Below are 16,538 nucleotides of genomic sequence, written 5' to 3'. Positions count from 1 at the left end.
TGGTTTCTTCCGCGAGGATCACAGGCCCATACGGGTTGTTTGATCTTCAGGGTTTGGCGCCTCCCTCAGAACAGGGACAGCAGCTCACGATTTCCGTTTCGGGTGACCAGATCGAAATTCCCTGGACGATGTATCTCCCCGTGTATCAGTTCGGAACAATCACGGGACGGCGTACGTTTGACGTTTCCCTTTCGCAGATCATCAAACGCGGAGACACGATCGAGACTCAGGCCCGGATATCGAGTTTCCGCCTCATCCCGAACTTTTCCCGGGCAAAGGAAGTCCGAAGGCAGCTTGATTTGGCGCTTATGCAAGCCATCCGGGCGAGGGTGGATGAGGGTAATAAGGCGAATCACGGCTCGTAAACCCTGTCTCGCTTTTTCTGTTGCGGATTTCGTTGCGCTGCATCCAGACTGCGCGCCGAATGAACAACCTGAGCCTGGCCATTCAGTTCCTCCTGCAACTGGCGGTCATCCTGATCTTCTGCCGTATCGTCGGGGCCATCGCGGCGCGCTTCGGGCAACCTCAGGTCGTCGCCGAGATGATCGCGGGCGTGATGCTTGGGCCGTCGCTTTTTGGGCTGTTCTTTCCCGATCTCCAGCATGCGCTCTTTCCGTGGGACCCGACGCAGAAAACCCGCGACACCCAGAGCTACCTCTTTCCCGCCTCCCAGCTCGGCCTCGCGCTTTACATGTTCGTCGTTGGCCTGGAGTTCCGCGTCGATATCGTGCGGCAGAACCTCCGCAGTTCCATCGCTGTCTCGGTGGCCGGAATGGCCGCGCCCTTCGTGCTGGGAGCCGTGCTCGCCTGGGGCATCTACCAGTGGACCGACCTCTTCCCCGAGCGCACGTCGCTGATGAATGCCATGATCTTCATGGGCGCGTCCATGTGCATCACCGCCTTTCCGATGCTCGCCCGCATCATTCATTTCAAGGGCCTTGCCGGAACCACCATGGGCACGGTCGCCCTCGGCGCGGGCGCGATCGACGACGCCACCGCCTGGTGCCTGCTCGCTGTCGTCCTGGCCAGCTTTGATAACAACTGGAGCCATGCCATCACCAACATCGCGGGCGGCGCGGGTTACGTGGCCGTCGCCTTACTCGTCATTCGACCGCTGCTCGGCTACTGTCAGCGCTGGATCACGAAGGACGAGGAACTCACCGAATCCGGCCTCGTCCTTTGCCTCGCCCTCATGGCGGCGGGCGCGTGGTTTACCGATCTCGTCGGCATGCATGCCGTCTTTGGGGCGTTTGTGATGGGAGCCGCCATGCCGCGCGGCATCGTATGCCGCGACCTCATCGCTCGTATCCAGCCGCTTACCGTTGCCCTGCTCCTGCCGCTCTTCTTCACCTACTCCGGACTCAATACGAAAATCGGCCTGCTCAACACTGGCTTCCTCTGGCTCATCTGCGGAGCGGTCCTCATTGCCGCCGTGCTGGGCAAGGGTGTCGCTTGCTGGTTCGCCGCCCGCGCCACCGGCCTCCCGAATCGCGAGGCCCTCGGCATTGGCACCCTCATGAACGCCCGCGGCCTCATGGAGCTCATCATCATCAATATCGGCCTCCAGCGCGGCGTCATCTCGCCCGAAATCTTCGCCACCCTCGTCATTATGGCCGTGGTCACGACCCTCATGGCCTCACCCATCTTCGAGCGCCTCGTCGGCAGCCGGAAGCCTCCGAGATCATCCGTCCCGCCCGCCGCAGGCCCGCAGCCCGCGCTGCTGTAGCTGGATATTGCCTGAAGCCCTGTCCGTAATTTTCCCATGGACCCCGTATTTACCCGATCCTCCCAGGCCCGCGTTTTCCACGCCTTTGGTGAACAAATGACGCTCCTTCTCGATGGCGGGCAGACGGGCGGACAATTCACGAGTTTCGTGGAGGTGACTCAACCCGGCGGAGGCCCGCCGCCCCACAGGCATGACTGCGAGGACGAGTGGTTTTACATCCTTGAGGGACGCGTGAGCTTCCTCATGGAAGGCGAATGGATCGAGGCTGACGCAGGCGATACGGTTTTCGCACCGCGAGGAAAAGTGCATACGTTTCGGAACGATACTGCGACGCCCACCCGCATGCTCATTCACGCCGCGCCGTCGGGCTTTGAGCAGTTCTTCATCGAAGCCGCCGCCGAATTCGCCAAACCCGACGGTCCAGACGTACCTGCCGCCATCGCCATCGCGGAGAAGTACGGCATCCACTTCGTCCAGCCGTAGAGCACGGAAAATCTACGTTTCATTATTAAGGCAATTTGGAATTACTTCCCGTGTGAAACGCTTAACTCATTGGGGGCTTTCGTTGGAAAAACAGATTGCCATGCGCGTCTGGCCTGAAGAGGAAAACGCAGCTTTGTACCTTGATGTGCTCGAGCTAGCCAGGGAGATGCTGGATACCCCGGATCAAGCGCATTCGATCTCAGCTATTTTACTTTTCCAACAGCTTGTCGAGGAACTTCTTTGGCTTTTGGATTACTCGTGCTTTTACGAGCAAGTTCTAGGGATATACCCCTCTCATTATGAATACTTCGAGGTAGAACGCCTGATGTTTGGACAATTGATTGACCGCATTCGTCGAAGGCAGGATTTTTCCCAAAAGAACGAGATTCTTGAGATTGCTCAGAGTATCAATTCAAAATGCAGGATACCCGTCGCTCACAAAATGATCGATAGAGGTAACCTCGCAGAGGTTGTTGTTTTGGCCAAGGAATGCGGGCGGCTTTTTGATCGGTTTCTTCAACTTTTTGAGGAAGCTCGCATGCACTTTATTGAACGGTACGAGGCTCTGGCAGACAGAACTGGAGTTCCATCTGTGCCCAGACCTTGAATCCATGCAGCCCAGCTACCTGTCGCCGCGCGTGGCGTTCAGGTCAGCGATTACGTCGCTAGTGGGTGGACTTGCCATCAACTCGGCATATTCAGGCAGTAAAGTACGCTGTCTCGACCGCGAGTGAGAAATATTCGGGGTGGCGGTATGGATTGCCACCACTTCACCACTATCAGTGATCGCGATGGGCTGTGAGCTTTTCACGACTCGACGGACAATGTCAGACGTGTGTGCTTGCAGTTCCTCGACCGAGATCGTTGTCACCGGCAAAGTATGACCGCTTTTGGACGAATCCTCAAGCGGCGACGCGTCCGATCCAATGAACCCTGCCGCTACCCCTGCGCCTTCTTCTTCTCCAGCACGGTGTTCACCCAGGGGGACACCTGTTTGCCGAGGAGCTCGATGGCCTTCATCTCCTTCTCATGGGGGAGGGAGGCGGGACTCATCTGGAAGGTGATGCGCGAGATGCCGCCGAGCACTTGGTCGTAGTGGAGGATCTTCTCCACCACGGTTTCGACGTCTCCGACCATGAGCGCGCCCTCGGGGCCGCGCAGCATGTCAAAGTGGATGCGCTTCACCGGCGGCCAGCCGCGCTCGCGGCCGATCTGGGTGAACATCCGCTCGTAACCAGGAAAATAATCATCCGCTGCCTTGTCATTCGTCTCCGCGACATAGCCGAGCGCGTGCACGCCGACCTTGAGTCGCTCCGGCGGATGCCCGGCGCGGCGGCCTGCCTCGCGATAAAGGTCGATCATGGGGCGGAACCGGCGCGGCTCACCGCCGATGATGGCGACCATGAGCGGTAATCCCATCACCCCCGCACGGGCGAAGGACCCCGGCGAACCTCCCACACCCACCCAGACGGGCAGGGGGTCTTGCACGGGACGTGGATACACTGTTTGTTCGTGCAGGGCGGGACGGTATTTGCCCTCCCAGGTGATGGTTTTGTTGTCGCGCAGCTTGATCAGCAGGTCGAGCTTCTCAGTGAATAGGTCGTCGTAATCCTCGAGGTTCAGCCCAAAGAGCGGATACGCTTCCACGAAGGAACCGCGCCCCGCGATGATCTCGGCCCGGCCTCGCGAAAGAATGTCGATCGTCGCAAAGTTTTGGAACACGCGCACCGGGTCGTCCGCGCTCAGCACCGTCACGGCGCTGGCCAGCCGGATGCGTTTTGTGCGCGCTGCCGCCGCTGCGAGCAGGATCGCCGGGGCGGAATCGAGGAATTCCTCGCGATGATGCTCTCCGATGCCAACCACATCCAGACCCACCTCGTCGGCATGGGAGATCTCATCCAGGAGGTCGCTGAGACGCTGGGAGGGGTCGCGCTGTTCGCCGGTCACGGGGTCTGGGGCCGCCGTGACAAAATTGTCCAAACCGATTTGCACGGCGGCATCATGCCCCGGCCCCTGCCACTCGGCAAGGAGCGATGGTAGCCCGCCTTTGTCACACAGTATGACTGGCTTGCCATGGACACCGCGGAAGGACCTTTAAACAGAAGGAAACAAAGGGAAAGGCAGAAGGCTTTTGCTAAAGTCTAGGGGAGGAATAGAGGCTGAGCTGACGCAGTGAAACACGGCTGACCCGCTTCGAAAACCGATCGTAGGGTGGGCGTCCCGCCCGCCGGACCTTTTCTCCAGGCTTTGTGCCGACATTCGCCGCGACAGTGTAGCCAAACTCACAGGTTGGCAGGATGCCGCCTCTACGCCTCCGCACGGTCGTCTCTTCTGAAAAAAGCCGTCCCGCAAACACGAAAGGCAGTCCTTCGCTTCCTTCTCTTCAGGAGATCTACGGCTTCATCACTTCCATCCGCTTTGCGCGTTCCTGGAAGATCTTCTCGTTAAACTGCGCGAGGAATTCGTCTTTCGGGAAAAGCGACTGGGTAAGTTTGAGGATGTGCCCGTACCCGCCGTCAAAAGGGCCGAAGGACACCATTTCGCCCTTCTGCCAGACCTCCATCTCGCCGCAGCCAAAGCACAACACCAGCGTCACCTTGTCTCCGGCTCCCTCGAATCCATACCGTACATTTGCGCGGAACCGGCATGTCTTGGAGGGCGAGAGATACGTCTTGCCACTGCAAAAGGCATCTTTCAGCGCCTGCGCCTGCTCGGCAGGGACGGCAAAGGGATCACCCAGATCGACGACCTTCGACTTGCCATTGGGGTCATCCTCGGGCGGAAAGATGGTGTCGACTCGCTGCACTGTCACTTTCGTGGCATTGCGGATCGCATCATAGGCCGCCTTGCCGCCGAGCGCGGTGCTCGCGGAAAGTTCGTTCATTTCGGGCGACTGAGCGACCGCCAGGATGGCGGCCGCAAGGAAGGCAAGGGCGAGGGCTTTTTTCATGCAGCTGACGGAGTCGCCAGCTGGAGGTCCTTTTCAATGTCGGAGAGAACGATCTCCAGCGGCATCTGCACAGAGTAGCGGCAGTACATCGTCTGAGTGGAGGCAAAAGTACCGTTTTCGTAATACTTGTTCGCCGGAGCCCCGCCGCCGCAGTAGCCGTAGTAGCTGCATGTCGCGGCGCACTTGCGAATGCCCGCCTGGATGTCCGTGAGCACTTTTTGGAACTTCGGTGTCTCCAGCGCGTCGCAAAAGTCGTCGGTCTTCACATTGCCAAAGGCAAACGTGCCGTATGGGTCCACCGGCATGCTCAGCAGCTCCGGTGAGTACGTGGCGAAGTTTCCCTCCCAGTCCACGCTCACGATGCCAAAGGGGCGCGCCTGTTCGTTGAACCACGGAAAGTCAAAATCCCGCAGCGACACGCCGCCGAGCACCTTCTGCCGCGCGGCGTCGAATTCGCGGATCGTGATCGTTCGGCGTTCCTTCTGCCGCTGAAACATCACCTCGTAAAATTCGCGCACCCGCGCATCCTCGCGCGCGGCGAGGGTGGACGACATGTTGTTAGCCTCCACTTCCTCGATGTTCAGCCCCAGTCGCTCGACGCCCTCGGACTCAAAGAAATCGTAAATCTCCTCCGCATGGCCCAGGGCCTCGCGCGTGATCACCGAAATGACGTGAAATGGGATGCCACGCTCGCGCAGCATGCGTAGTCCGCGCATGGCGGCGGCATGTGTTCCCTCGCCGCGCCGCGTCTTGCGATGCGCGTCGTGGAGGAAGGCGGGTCCGTCAATACTGAGGCCCACGCAGAAATTCTCGCGCTGGATGAAGTCGCACCACTGGTCGTTGATCAGCGTGCCATTGGATTGCACGGAGTACCGGATCTGCGGCCCCGGCGGTGCAATACGCCGGATGACCTGGATCGCATCCTCGTACCACGCGATCGGCACGGCCAGGGGCTCGCCCGCGTGCCAGATGAGCGTGAGATCGCCCTGGACGAGATCGGAGGCAAAGGTGCGCTCCACCGCCTTTTCCAGCACCTCCATCGCCATGCGTTTCGTCGACGTGCGGTTCGGCAGGTAGCAGTAGTCGCAGTTGATGTTGCAAAAGGGCGAGGGCTGCAACACCAGGAGCGTGATCCACGGATCAGGCGCGCAGCCTTGGGGATTCGGCGATCCGGTTTCGTTCACGGAAGGGAAAAAAGTCTCACCCCGCTAGTTAACTGCGAGGTGAGACGTAAGGGATGGGTTTCCTGGGAGCCTAGAAGTTGCCCCAGTTATGCCAGTTGTGCCAGCCGCCGTTACCCCAGCCGTTGCCCCAGTTGTGCCAGCCGCCATTGCCCCAATTGTGCCAGGCGCCGGGACCGAAGCCGCCGTTATGCCAGTTGCCCCACCAGAAGGTTTGGAGTCCTTCCGGGGTTTCCATGGAGCGTTCGGCAAAAGTCACACCTGGCTTGCCATTGAGTTTGTCCTGGACGTTGCTGATGCGGGTTTCCAGAGCGGTTTCGTTCGTGGCCGTCGAGGGACGTACGGCGGACTGCGCGGCTTCCGCCGAGGCGGCGCCTGCGGCGAGGGCTCCGCCGGTGACAGCGATCAACGCGGGGAGCGACTGTTTGAGTGAAGTATTCTTCATGGCTCGATGTGGAGTTTAGAGTTGCGCGGCGGCCTCCTGGGCCTGCTGCTGTTCGTAATTTCCGAGGTCGCGGGAGATCTCCGCGTCGCCGATCGTGAGGGTCACCTCGCCGGTGCCTTCATTCTGCGAGAGCTGGGCCCAGGCTGTCTCGCCCTGCCAGATCGTGTTGTACGGGTCGAGCTTCGTGCCCGCGCCGAAGCCGGAGTTGGCGATCGCCGTCAGCGTGCGTCCGTCGGGCATCGAGGTGGTGTGGATGGTCACCGCCTGGAGCTTGCCATCGAAGAAGTGGTAGACGATGGCCGAGAGCTTGGCCAGGCCGAGCGTCAGATCCTCGTTCTTCTTCGTGTACAGCTTCAGCTTCCCGCGGTCCTGATCGAGAACCAGTCCCGTGAATTTGCCAAATTCCGTTCCGAATTTGACTCCACGGAACCCGTCGAGCGAATCGAGGTAGGCGGGCGAACCGGGGTGGATGGTTGTGTTCGGTGTGTCTTGCGCATGTAACGCCGTGGAGATGGCGGTAGACGCAACCAGGCAGAGCATAGCGCTTCTGAGCATGGATTTCACGTGGGTTGCGGGCAAACTGCTCCCGCCCCTTCCCATTGTCAAACTGGAAAAGGAGATATTCTCGACGATTTTCCGGCGGCCTTGAAAACGGTGGTCTATCGAGTCTTCCCACGCATGCGCAGGAAAGTGGGGACGTCGAGGTCTTCACCCTCCACGATCGTCGGTTCGCTTTTCTCGAACCGCCCGCGCGCTACGGATTCAAACTGCAGCGTTTCCTGCTTCACCTTGGGCGCGGTCGGCGGAGCAACTGGCTGCGGCTGTTGTTTTGGGGCGGCCGCAGGACGATGTTCGCGTGTTGCCGCAGGGCGGGCCGCCGGGGGAGCCGACACGGGCGCTGGGGCCTCAGGAGCTTCTGCAACAGGTTCCACGACAGGTTCGGAAAAAAGCGGGGCAGGTTCCTCTGCGACCGGCGAGGGTGCGTACCGTTGACGCGGGGCCGTGGTGGATTCCTCCGCCTCATGGTGAGGAGTCGGAGCGGCAAAAGTCGGGCGCTGACGCGGAGCAGGGCGCTCGACGGCATGATGCTCAGTCACGGGTGGCGAGTCGTGCTCGCCTCCCGAATAATTGCCTATCAGCGTCACTGTGATGGGTGCGTTTGCATCTCGCAGGCTGGTCACACCCAGGAATAGCTGTGCTGAGTCCGCCACGTGTTTGCCGAGTTCCCGCATGATGGCGGCGACCTCCGCGAAAGACAGTGAAGCGGGGCCGGAGATGTGGGAAATGATGGCGTGGCTTTCGGCCAGGAGCCGACCACGATCAAGCAGCGGGCTTTTCAGCGCACGCTCCAGTGCCTCGTGGGCGCGGTTGTCGCCGGTCGCCTCACCACGTCCGAAGAGCGCTGCAGCGGAACCTCCGCCGAGCACGGAAAGCACGTCGGCCAGTCCTACTGGCAGCGGTGCGCCGCCTCGCAGGATCTCCAGCAGCGAGATCACCGCCGAGCCGAGGAAGTTGTCGGAAATGGAAAACGTCTCCTCGATCCCGGCACGCGGCGAGGCCAGCTCCGACATGCGGTCGTTCTCGAAGTGCAGCACCGCGTGGGAAAACTCCGCCACTCCTGCCAATCCCTCACGCGCCTGGGCGCTACGCCGCTTGCCTTCGAAGGAAAACGGCGATGTGACGATGGAAATAACAATCGCTCCCGCCTCGCGGGCGGATTCGGCGATTACCGGGGCCACGCCCGATCCGGTGCCGCCGCCGAGTCCCGTGCAGAGGAACACGATCTGCGCTCCCTCCAGTGCGGAGCGGATCTCCCCGAGCGACTCCTGCGCCGCCTCGTAGCCGACCTCCGGGTCTCCGCCCGTGCCGAGTCCGCGTGTCACCTTCTGGCCGAGCGCGATCTTCGTCTGCGTGATCGAGGAGGTCAGCGACTGTGCGTCGGTATTGAGCGCGATAAAATCCGCGTCGGCGATGCCCGACATCGTCAGGCGATCCACGAGATGCACGCCAGCATTGCCCAGTCCCAGCACGAGGGCCTGGACGCTCGCCGGTTCTCCGGCTTCGGATCGTGGATAGGAAATCATGGAGATCTAGCCCTTTCTGCGGAAGATTCCCCCGATTTTTTGGAGCACCGAGCCGAAAAGACCGGGGTCTTCCTCTTCCGCTCGTAAAGCCTGGGTAAACTTGATCAAGCCGATCGCCGTCGAGTATTGCGGGTTGTTCAGTACCGACTTCGGTCCCGATACTCCCGCTTCGCGCGCGAGGCTCACCGGCAGGTCGAAGACCGACTCCGCCACGTCCTTGATGCCCTTGATCAGGCTGCATCCGCCCGTCAGCACCACGCCCGCACCGAGCAGGTGGAGCGGGATTTCGCTCTCGATCCCCTTGCGGATCAGTTCAAACATCTCGCGTACGCGTGCATGGATGATCGTGTTGAGCATCTCGCGCTCGACCTCCTTGCCGGAGAATCCTGCGTCGTTCTTCAGCACGATCATTTCGCCCGGCGTCCCCTGGCCGAGCACGGTGGAACCTTCCTCGACCTTGAGTTTCTCCGCGCGGGTGAGCGGAATGCGCAAGCCCAGCGATATGTCGTTGCTGATATGGTCGCCGCCCACGGCCAGCACGCCGCTGTGGCGCACCGCACCGTTCTCGTAGACGATGTAATCCGTCACCCCGCCGCCCATGTCGATCACGACCGCGCCGAGGTCCTTCTGGTGCTGGTCGAGTACAGCCTGTGCGGAGGCGAGGGAATTCACCACCACCTCGTCGAGCTGCACGCCATTTTCGCGGATGCAGCGCAGGGTGTTTTGCAGGCGCGTCTTGACGCCATGGATGATGTGGTAATCCGCCTCCAGCCTGCGGCCGACCATGCCGATCGGGTTGAGCACCCCGTCCTGGCCGTCCACGTAGTAATGCTGGATGATGGAATGCAGGAAGGCATTCTCGGTCGGGATGTTTACCTCGCGAGCCTTCACGGCGACCTCGGAGACATCCTCTTCATCGATCTCGAAGCGCTCCGACGGGATCAGGATCGCGCCACGGCTGTTGAAACTCCGGATGTGGCTGCCCGTCACCGCAACCGACACGCTGCCGATCTCGGCGTCGCTGTTGGTCTCCGCATCTGCCAGGGCGTCGTGCACGCACTCCGTGGCGATGGCTATGTCCACGATCTCACCTTTGCGCACGCCGCGCGATGGGGCCGAGCCCACGCCGAGGATGCGCAGGGTACCCTCGCGGCCAGTCTCTCCGACGACCGCGCATACCTTGGAGGTTCCCACCTCCACACCGACGAGGATGTCTGAGCGAGCCATTAGTTTCTCCGGGTTTTCGGCGAGCTTCCGATGGGTTGGGATTTCTGCGTCACCTCGGGCGGAGCTGAGGCGACGACGAAGGTTACAGGGGTGTTCCGCTTAACCATTAAATTCACTTTCTCCAGGGTGCGGCCCGTCTCCTCGCAATGCTGGAGCAGCTTCTGCAAATGGGCGAGCTGCTCGTCGAAGTTGGACGCGGCAAAGACGATGTGTGCGTTTTGGTCGTTCACGACCGTGATGCTGTACCCCTTGGAGATATCGAGCGTGCGAATGCGCAGCAGTGACTCGGGGCGCGAGTACACGGTTTGAATGAGGTTGAGGGCCACGCGCAGGTCTTCATTGGCCAGCAGTTCGCCGTCCTGCACGTCGTCGCTTTTCACTCCGTAGATCACGGGGAGATGAAAGTATTCGGGCTGGATGTGACGCGGGCGCATAAGGAAGCCCGTCGCGTCGACCAGCATGGATTTCTCCGAGGCGGTCACGTCGCCTGTCTCACCCGGAGCGGCCACCCAGGCTACCGGGTCCCGGGCCGTCATGGTCACCGAGATATGGTCAGGCAGTTCGCGCTCGACGTGGACACTCGCCACCTGCGGGATCGCCTTGAGCTTCGCCTCCACCTTGGCCAGATCGACAGAGAAAATGTTCTCCCCCTCCCGCAGCCCGGTTTCCTCGAGTGCCTCTTCGCGAGTCAGGATATTGTCGAGCTCCAGGCTGATACGTTTCAGGGTGTAGTCGGCGTTTTGAAAGAAGAACTTGTCGAGTCCGGTCTTGAGTCCCAACACGGCCGCCACGGAGACGGACCCGATGAGGACGAGGTTGAAGACCCACTTGCCCACCTTTTCATTCCGCTGTCTCCGCGCCGTGGAGGTGCGGATTTGCACGTCGAGCAAATGCGCGCGCGGCGAGGCATGCCTCGAGCGGCGATTGGCGGGACGAGCGGTGGAGCGGCGTTGAATCATCGGTTATGTCGGGCCAGGGAAAGTTCGGCAATACGTTCGCAGAGCGCGGGGAAGTCGAGTCCGACCACCGCCGCAGCCTTTGGCAGCAGGCTGGTTTCCGTCATGCCCGGGATCGTGTTGATCTCCAGCACGCTCAAGCTGCCGTCGGCGGCCAACAGAATATCCACTCGCGAATAAATTTCCAGTCCCAACGCCTTGTGTGCGGCCTCGGCGGCTTCCTGTACCCTCCGCGTGTTTTCCTCGCCGATTTCGGCGGGCACATAGTACGACGAAGCGCCCTTCGTGTACTTGTGCGCGTAGTCGTAGAATCCCTCATTGGGCACGATCTCGATCACCGGCAGCGCCTTTCCTCCCAGGATGCCGATCGTCAGCTCGCGGCCTTTGACAAAATCCTCCACCAGCACCTCGTCGCCGAACTGGAAGCAATCCTCCAGCGCCGCCGGGACATGAGCCGTGTCGTGAATGATGTGCACGCCCACACTGGATCCCTGGCGGGGCGCCTTGATCACGTACGGGGCAATGAGGCCGGGCTGATCGCCACGACCGAGCACCTCAAATGCTGCCGTCGGTACGCCTGCCGCGTCGAACTTTCGCTTGCTCTCGATCTTGTCAAAGGCGAGACGGCTTCCCTCGACTCCCTCACCGGTGTACGGGACGCCCTTCGCTTCCAGTATCGCCTGGAGCTGGCCATCCTCGCCGAACGTGCCGTGAATCATGTTGTACGCGAGATGCACGCCCTCGGGCAGGGTGAAATGCGGCCCGGTCACGTCGACTTCGACCGCCTTCGCGCCAAGCGTGCTCAGCGCACGCGCCACAGCGGCGCCCGATCGCAAGGAGACCTCGCGCTCAGCGCCCGGTCCGCCCATCAGCACCGCCACCACCTTCTCATTCAAAATTCCACTGCTCATTATGCGTCCACTCCTACGATCTGTACTTCGGTTTCCAATTCGATCCCGCGCTCGCGCGCCGCGGCGGCCTTGATCTCGCCGATGAGCGTGAGGATTTCCTCCGCCGTCGCTCCGCCGTCGTTGACGATGAAATTGCCGTGAACCTCGGAGACGCGGGCCCGGCCCACGGCGAAGTTCTTGAATCCGAGTTCATCGACCAGCTTGCCCGCCGGGATGCTGGTAGGATTCTTGAAAATACACCCGGCGCTGGCCGCGATGGGCTGCGAGGTTTTGCGCTTTTGCGTCGACTCGGCGATCTTTGCCGCGATCTCCTCGGAGCTGGCGGGAAAGCCGCGTAACGTGGCGGAGAGTGCGTAATTCTGTCGCAACGTGGGAACGTCGCGGTAATGCACCTCCATTTCGGCCGGGGTGCGGGTGAAGATGTTGCCGTCCGTATCGCAATAGCGCACGCGTACCACCTGTTCAAAAGTCTGCGATCCCATTGCGCCCGCATTCATGCGCAGGCTGCCGCCAAGATTGCCGGGGATGCCTTCCATCCACTCAAATCCGCCGATGCCCGCATTCTGAGCCACCGCTGTGAGCTGCTTGAGCTTGAGGCCGACGCCCGCCGTGATCTCCATGCCGTTGACCTCGTAGCGGGCGAACTCCCCACGGGAAAGCTGCGCCACCACGCCGGGAATGCCCCCGTCGCGCACGAGCAGGTTGGACCCGCGGCCCATCACCATAAACGGGATGTCATGGTCGTCGCAGTAGCTCACGAGGTCGGCGAAACCTTCCTCCGTCTCGGGCTCGACCCAGAACTGAGCCGGCCCGCCCACGCGCATCGTCGTATGCCGGGAAAGAGGCTCGTATAGCTTGATCGCACCCGACCCCATCACCGCGCTGAGCGCGTCGCGTGTTTCCAGGTCCTTCACGAGGCGGGCGCCCGCCTCGTGGATATTTCCTGCTCCCAGGCTGAGAATGATGTCGCCATCCTGGATTTTCGCCCCGGCGAGCTGATGGATGCGAGTGATGTCTTCCTCGTGGAAGGCGGAGGGATGCCCGTTCGCCAGCACGGCGTCGACAATGGTCTGGCCTGACACGCCGGGAATCGGTTTTTCGCTCGCCGGGTACACATTGGCGACGAACACATGATCCGCCAGGCCGAAGGCGCGGCCAAATTCCTCCTTCAGTGCCAGCGTGCGCGTATAGCGGTGGGGCTGGAACATGACGAGTACGCGCTTCCAATCGCCCGTGCGCGCCGTCGCGATCGTCGCGGCGATTTCCGTGGGATGGTGTCCGTAATCGTCCACCACGAGGTTACGGGGCGACTCGTGCCGGATTTCAAACCGACGGCGGGCTCCGCGGAAGGTCTCGAGGGCCGAGGCAATACGGTCAAACGGCTGTCCGATCTCCGTGGCCAGCGCGATGGCGGCGAGGGCGTTGAGCGCGTTGTGAGCGCCGGGGATGTTCAGCGTTACGTCGCCCAGCTTGTCGTCGCCGCGCCAGGTCGTGAAGTGCGAGCGGAAATTTTTCACCACGAGGTCCGTGATGCGGTAGCGGTTCTTCGCATCATGCCCGTAACTCACAGCGCCGGGATGCGAAGCGCAGACGCGGGTCGCGCCCTCGTCGTCGCCGCAGTAGATCACCTTGCCGCGTGTCTGCGTGACCAGCTTGGTGTAGACCGCGTCGATGGCGGCGAGATCCTTGTAGAAATCCAGGTGCTCGGGCTCGATGTTGAGAACGATGGCGTGCTCGGGATGGTAGTTGATCAGCGTGCCGTCGCTTTCGTCGCCCTCAGCCACGAAGTACTCGCCCTCGGAATCCCATCGCGCGTTTGTGCCGAGGATCGGAATCTCCGCGCCGACGTAATGCGACGGCTTCAGCCCGCACGAGCGCAGCACATGCGCAGCCATCGAGGACGTCGTGGTCTTGCCGTGCATGCCGCACACAACCACGCCCTTCTTGGAGTTCATGATCGCGGCCAGCGCGTCGGCGCGGCGCACCATGGGGATGCCGAGCTGCACGGCCTCGTCGTAGGCCACGTTGCCCGCCTTGATCGCGGAGGAGTAAACCACCAGCTCGACGCCGTTGACTTCTCCTGACAGGTGAGGCTTGTGAAAATCCAGGCCCTTTTTGACCAAACGCTCGACCTCGACAGTGTCGACTTTGTCGGATCCGCTCACGCGATGGCCCAGGGCCAAAAGAAGCGCGGCGATACCGCTCATGCCCGACCCGGCGACGCCGATCAGGTGCACGCGGCGCGATCCGCTGGTGAGAAATTCCGTGAGGCTTGCGAGGTTCATCGTGTCTGCGCCTCCTGCACGGCTTTCTCCACCTCATCAGCCACGTTACCAGCCGCGTCGTGCGGCAGGATGGCGCGCGCTGCGGCTGCCATTTGTTCGCGGCGGCGGTCGTTCGTTAGCAAATTGGTCACCAGCAAGCCGAAGGAATCGGGTGCCATCTTCGCTTCCTGCACCAGTTCGGCAGCTCCAGCTTCGATGAAGACCTTGGCATTTGCCGTCTGGTGGTCATCGGTGGCGTACGGATAGGGGACAAGGATCGAGGGTAGCCCAAACTGCGACAGTTCGCTCAGGCTCGATGCGCCCGCGCGCGAGATGACGAGGTCCGCAGCGGAATAGACCTCCTCCATCTTGTGATGGAACGGCGCGACGTAATGCAGAAGGTGCTCGCGCTGGTAATTCGCCGCCGCGAGACGGTCGTCGCGATCACCGGTGAGGTGAATGATCTGCACCGGCTGGTCGACCCAGAGCGGGGCACATTTGAAGATCGCCTGGTTCAGGCCCGCCGCGCCCTGACTTCCGCCCATCACGAGCAGCGTTTTGCGTGCCGGATCGAGCTTTAGCGCAGCCAGAGCTTCTTCGCGTGGGATGGCCCCCCCGAGATTCTTGCGTACCGGCGTACCCGTCACGGCATAAGGCTTGCCTTCAAAATACGGGGCGCATGCGCCGAACCCGAGCAGAACCTTTGTGACGAACTTCGCCGCGAGCTTGTTGGCCCGGCCGGGAATGGCATTGGACTCGTGGATGAAGGTCGGCAGCTTTTGCATCCGGCCTGCCAGCAGCGGAGCCGTCGAGGTGAAACCGCCCATGCCCAGCACAGCCGAGGGGCGGAACCTTCGGTACACGTCGCGGCAATGGCCGAGGCTTTCCCACGACCGGCGCAGGAATCGGACAAAGGCGGGTGACAGCACTGATGGCATGCCGATGGAGGGCAGCTTCTCAGCCCGGAACTCCGGGTGCGCCTTCAGCGCGATGCTGTCGATGGATTTCTCGGAGACGATGAGGAGGATCTCGTGTCCGCGCTGCTTCAAGGTTTCCGCCACGGCCAGCCCGGGGAACAGGTGCCCCCCGGTGCCTCCGCAGGCTATGACAACGCGAAAAGGTGTGCTCACAGGCGGCAGTAGTTTCTTACGTGATTGAGGATGGGCGAAGACACCGATACCAGCGGATTTCCGTGGCGGTGGATGTTCACCAGGATACCCATCATGAAGTAGCAGATTGCCAGATTCGAACCACCAAAACTGATGAATGGCAGCGGCATGCCCTTGTTGGGCAGCAGGGATGTGGTCACCCCAATGTTCACGATGGATTGTAAAACGACGATCATGATGCAGCCAAAGCCTAGCAACATCCCGAACCGGTCGCGCGCATTCATGGCCACCATCACGCCGCAAAGGCACATCAGCAGGTAACCAAAGACGGTGAGGAGGGTGAATTTCAGCCCGAGCTCCTCGCCGATCATGGGGAAAATAAAGTCCGTGTGCGCGTAGGGCAGGTACGACATTTTCTGCCGCCCCTCGCCGAGGCCCAATCCCTCCGTGCCGCCGGAGCCAAAGGCGATCAGCGCCTGGTAACCTTGGTAACCGGACCCCGCCTGGTGTTTCTCGGGTTCTAGAAACGCCATGAGCCGATTCTGGCGTTCGTCGATGTGCGTGGCCACGTAAATGATGCCCACTACGCCGATGATGGCGGCGGGAATCACCCAACGCAGGCGAATGCCGGCGATGAACATGATCGCGAGCGTCGTGGCCCCGATCAGCGCAGTGTAGCCGAGATCGGTCTGTCTGGCGATGGGAGCCAGGAGGATCGCAACGACCGCAAACGGAAATACGATTCCCTTGAGAAACTCCCCGGCATTGGCCTCGTATTTCTCAAACCACCACGCGGTGAAAAAGATGGCCGCGAGCTTGGCCAGTTCGCTGGGTTGGAAGGTCGCAACGCCGAGGTTAAGCCAGCGGTAGGAACCGTTGATCTTCATGCCGATGCCCGGTACGAAGCAGAACAGGAGCAGGATGAAAGACGCCCCGAAAAAAACCGGCCACAGCTTGCGCCACCAATGATAGTCGATCGTGGCTCCCACCAGCGCCGCTGCCACCGAGATGGCGAGCCAGAATCCCTGCCTCTTCACGAAGAAATAAATGTCGCCATGGCTCTCCTGCGCAAACGCGCTCGTACTGAAGAGCATGACAAAGCCCAGGGCTGTCAAAGCTGCCACAGTAAACAGGAGTACGGTGATGGCGTTTTTCTGCATGATCCGGGAAACGGCTACAGGCCGGGCTGGCCGGCCTGGGGC

17 protein-coding genes are annotated in these 16,538 nt (G+C 61.3%); 4 read left to right on the top strand and 13 right to left on the bottom strand.

Going from position 1 to position 16,538, the window contains the following annotated elements; genetic code table 11:
• Window positions 1–53 precede the first annotated feature (53 nt).
• From TSACC_RS21895 to TSACC_RS14520, 4 genes are read left to right on the top strand one after another with little or no spacing between them, the layout of a single operon-like run.
• Window positions 54–365 carry a hypothetical protein gene (locus tag TSACC_RS21895; protein ID WP_153811443.1) on the top strand — a complete coding sequence of 104 codons (312 nt, stop codon included), beginning with the start codon at window positions 54–56 and terminating at the stop codon, window positions 363–365.
• 59 nt (window positions 366–424) lie between these two features.
• The gene (locus TSACC_RS14530; protein WP_075079963.1) at window positions 425–1,726 is read left to right on the top strand and encodes a cation:proton antiporter; all 1,302 of its coding nucleotides are present in this window, start codon (window positions 425–427) and stop codon (window positions 1,724–1,726) included.
• Window positions 1,727–1,762: 36 nt separating this feature from the next.
• Window positions 1,763–2,209 (top strand): cupin domain-containing protein, encoded by a 447-nt coding sequence (locus TSACC_RS14525; protein ID WP_075079962.1) that lies wholly within the window; start codon window positions 1,763–1,765, stop codon window positions 2,207–2,209.
• Window positions 2,210–2,261: 52 nt separating this feature from the next.
• Window positions 2,262–2,816: a hypothetical protein gene (locus TSACC_RS14520; protein ID WP_153811442.1), complete on the top strand. Its 555-nt coding sequence runs from the start codon at window positions 2,262–2,264 to the stop codon at window positions 2,814–2,816.
• A 15-nt stretch (window positions 2,817–2,831) separates the two neighbouring features.
• Here the strand turns inward: TSACC_RS14520 and TSACC_RS22760 are convergent, their stop codons facing one another.
• From TSACC_RS22760 to ftsW, 13 genes are all read right to left on the bottom strand, one after another.
• Window positions 2,832–3,080 carry a type II toxin-antitoxin system Phd/YefM family antitoxin gene (locus TSACC_RS22760; RefSeq protein WP_169809651.1) on the bottom strand — a complete coding sequence of 83 codons (249 nt, stop codon included), beginning with the start codon at window positions 3,078–3,080 and terminating at the stop codon, window positions 2,832–2,834.
• Window positions 3,081–3,148: 68 nt separating this feature from the next.
• Window positions 3,149–4,201: an LLM class flavin-dependent oxidoreductase gene (locus tag TSACC_RS14515; protein ID WP_075079960.1), complete on the bottom strand. Its 1,053-nt coding sequence runs from the start codon at window positions 4,199–4,201 to the stop codon at window positions 3,149–3,151.
• A gap of 400 nt (window positions 4,202–4,601) precedes the next feature.
• Window positions 4,602–5,159, bottom strand: coding sequence for a hypothetical protein (locus tag TSACC_RS14510; protein WP_075079959.1), 558 nt, complete (start codon window positions 5,157–5,159; stop codon window positions 4,602–4,604).
• Window positions 5,156–6,343: a cyclophane-forming radical SAM/SPASM peptide maturase GrrM/OscB gene (gene grrM / locus TSACC_RS14505; RefSeq protein WP_075079958.1), complete on the bottom strand. Its 1,188-nt coding sequence runs from the start codon at window positions 6,341–6,343 to the stop codon at window positions 5,156–5,158. The genes TSACC_RS14510 and grrM overlap by 4 nt, the downstream gene beginning before the upstream one ends.
• A 70-nt stretch (window positions 6,344–6,413) precedes the next feature.
• Window positions 6,414–6,785, bottom strand: coding sequence for a GrrA/OscA1 family cyclophane-containing rSAM-modified RiPP (gene grrA / locus TSACC_RS14500; protein WP_075079957.1), 372 nt, complete (start codon window positions 6,783–6,785; stop codon window positions 6,414–6,416).
• A gap of 15 nt (window positions 6,786–6,800) precedes the next feature.
• The gene (locus tag TSACC_RS14495) at window positions 6,801–7,340 is read right to left on the bottom strand and encodes a hypothetical protein (protein WP_153811441.1); all 540 of its coding nucleotides are present in this window, start codon (window positions 7,338–7,340) and stop codon (window positions 6,801–6,803) included.
• 104 nt (window positions 7,341–7,444) lie between these two features.
• Window positions 7,445–8,869 (bottom strand): cell division protein FtsZ, encoded by a 1,425-nt coding sequence (locus tag TSACC_RS14490; RefSeq protein ID WP_075079955.1) that lies wholly within the window; start codon window positions 8,867–8,869, stop codon window positions 7,445–7,447.
• Between the two features lie 6 nt (window positions 8,870–8,875).
• On the bottom strand, window positions 8,876–10,096 hold the full coding sequence (ftsA, locus tag TSACC_RS14485) for a cell division protein FtsA (RefSeq protein ID WP_075079954.1): 1,221 nt from the start codon (window positions 10,094–10,096) through the stop codon (window positions 8,876–8,878).
• Window positions 10,096–11,055: a cell division protein FtsQ/DivIB gene (locus TSACC_RS14480; RefSeq protein ID WP_075079953.1), complete on the bottom strand. Its 960-nt coding sequence runs from the start codon at window positions 11,053–11,055 to the stop codon at window positions 10,096–10,098. Before TSACC_RS14480 ends, ftsA begins: the two co-directional genes overlap by 1 nt.
• Window positions 11,052–11,963: a D-alanine--D-alanine ligase gene (locus TSACC_RS14475; RefSeq protein WP_075079952.1), complete on the bottom strand. Its 912-nt coding sequence runs from the start codon at window positions 11,961–11,963 to the stop codon at window positions 11,052–11,054. Before TSACC_RS14475 ends, TSACC_RS14480 begins: the two co-directional genes overlap by 4 nt.
• Entirely contained in the window at window positions 11,963–14,248 is a 2,286-nt protein-coding gene (gene murC, locus TSACC_RS14470) for a UDP-N-acetylmuramate--L-alanine ligase (RefSeq protein WP_075079951.1), read from the bottom strand. The genes TSACC_RS14475 and murC overlap by 1 nt, the downstream gene beginning before the upstream one ends.
• Complete coding sequence (gene murG, locus TSACC_RS14465) at window positions 14,245–15,357, bottom strand: undecaprenyldiphospho-muramoylpentapeptide beta-N-acetylglucosaminyltransferase (protein ID WP_075079950.1); 1,113 nt, start codon at window positions 15,355–15,357, stop codon at window positions 14,245–14,247. The genes murC and murG overlap by 4 nt, the downstream gene beginning before the upstream one ends.
• On the bottom strand, window positions 15,354–16,496 hold the full coding sequence (gene ftsW, locus TSACC_RS14460) for a putative lipid II flippase FtsW (protein ID WP_075079949.1): 1,143 nt from the start codon (window positions 16,494–16,496) through the stop codon (window positions 15,354–15,356). The genes murG and ftsW overlap by 4 nt, the downstream gene beginning before the upstream one ends.
• Window positions 16,497–16,538 lie beyond the last annotated feature (42 nt).

This window comes from Terrimicrobium sacchariphilum, assembly GCF_001613545.1.
GTDB classification, from domain to species: domain Bacteria; phylum Verrucomicrobiota; class Verrucomicrobiia; order Chthoniobacterales; family Terrimicrobiaceae; genus Terrimicrobium; species Terrimicrobium sacchariphilum.
This window is presented reverse-complemented; position numbering and strand designations above follow the sequence as displayed.

What these genes read in the sequence shown, in the direction of transcription:
- TSACC_RS14530 (WP_075079963.1), top strand. Translation starts at nt 425, where the DNA reads ATGAACAACCTGAGCCTGGCCATTCAGTTCCTCCTGCAACTGGCGGTC.
- TSACC_RS14525 (WP_075079962.1), top strand. Translation starts at nt 1,763, where the DNA reads ATGGACCCCGTATTTACCCGATCCTCCCAGGCCCGCGTTTTCCACGCC.
- TSACC_RS14510 (WP_075079959.1), bottom strand. Translation starts at nt 5,159, where the DNA reads ATGAAAAAAGCCCTCGCCCTTGCCTTCCTTGCGGCCGCCATCCTGGCG.
- grrA (WP_075079957.1), bottom strand. Translation starts at nt 6,785, where the DNA reads ATGAAGAATACTTCACTCAAACAGTCGCTCCCCGCGTTGATCGCTGTC.
- TSACC_RS14495 (WP_153811441.1), bottom strand. Translation starts at nt 7,340, where the DNA reads ATGCTCAGAAGCGCTATGCTCTGCCTGGTTGCGTCTACCGCCATCTCC.
- TSACC_RS14490 (WP_075079955.1), bottom strand. Translation starts at nt 8,869, where the DNA reads ATGATTTCCTATCCACGATCCGAAGCCGGAGAACCGGCGAGCGTCCAG.
- ftsA (WP_075079954.1), bottom strand. Translation starts at nt 10,096, where the DNA reads ATGGCTCGCTCAGACATCCTCGTCGGTGTGGAGGTGGGAACCTCCAAG.
- TSACC_RS14480 (WP_075079953.1), bottom strand. Translation starts at nt 11,055, where the DNA reads ATGATTCAACGCCGCTCCACCGCTCGTCCCGCCAATCGCCGCTCGAGG.
- TSACC_RS14475 (WP_075079952.1), bottom strand. Translation starts at nt 11,963, where the DNA reads ATGAGCAGTGGAATTTTGAATGAGAAGGTGGTGGCGGTGCTGATGGGC.
- murC (WP_075079951.1), bottom strand. Translation starts at nt 14,248, where the DNA reads ATGAACCTCGCAAGCCTCACGGAATTTCTCACCAGCGGATCGCGCCGC.
- ftsW (WP_075079949.1), bottom strand. Translation starts at nt 16,496, where the DNA reads ATGCAGAAAAACGCCATCACCGTACTCCTGTTTACTGTGGCAGCTTTG.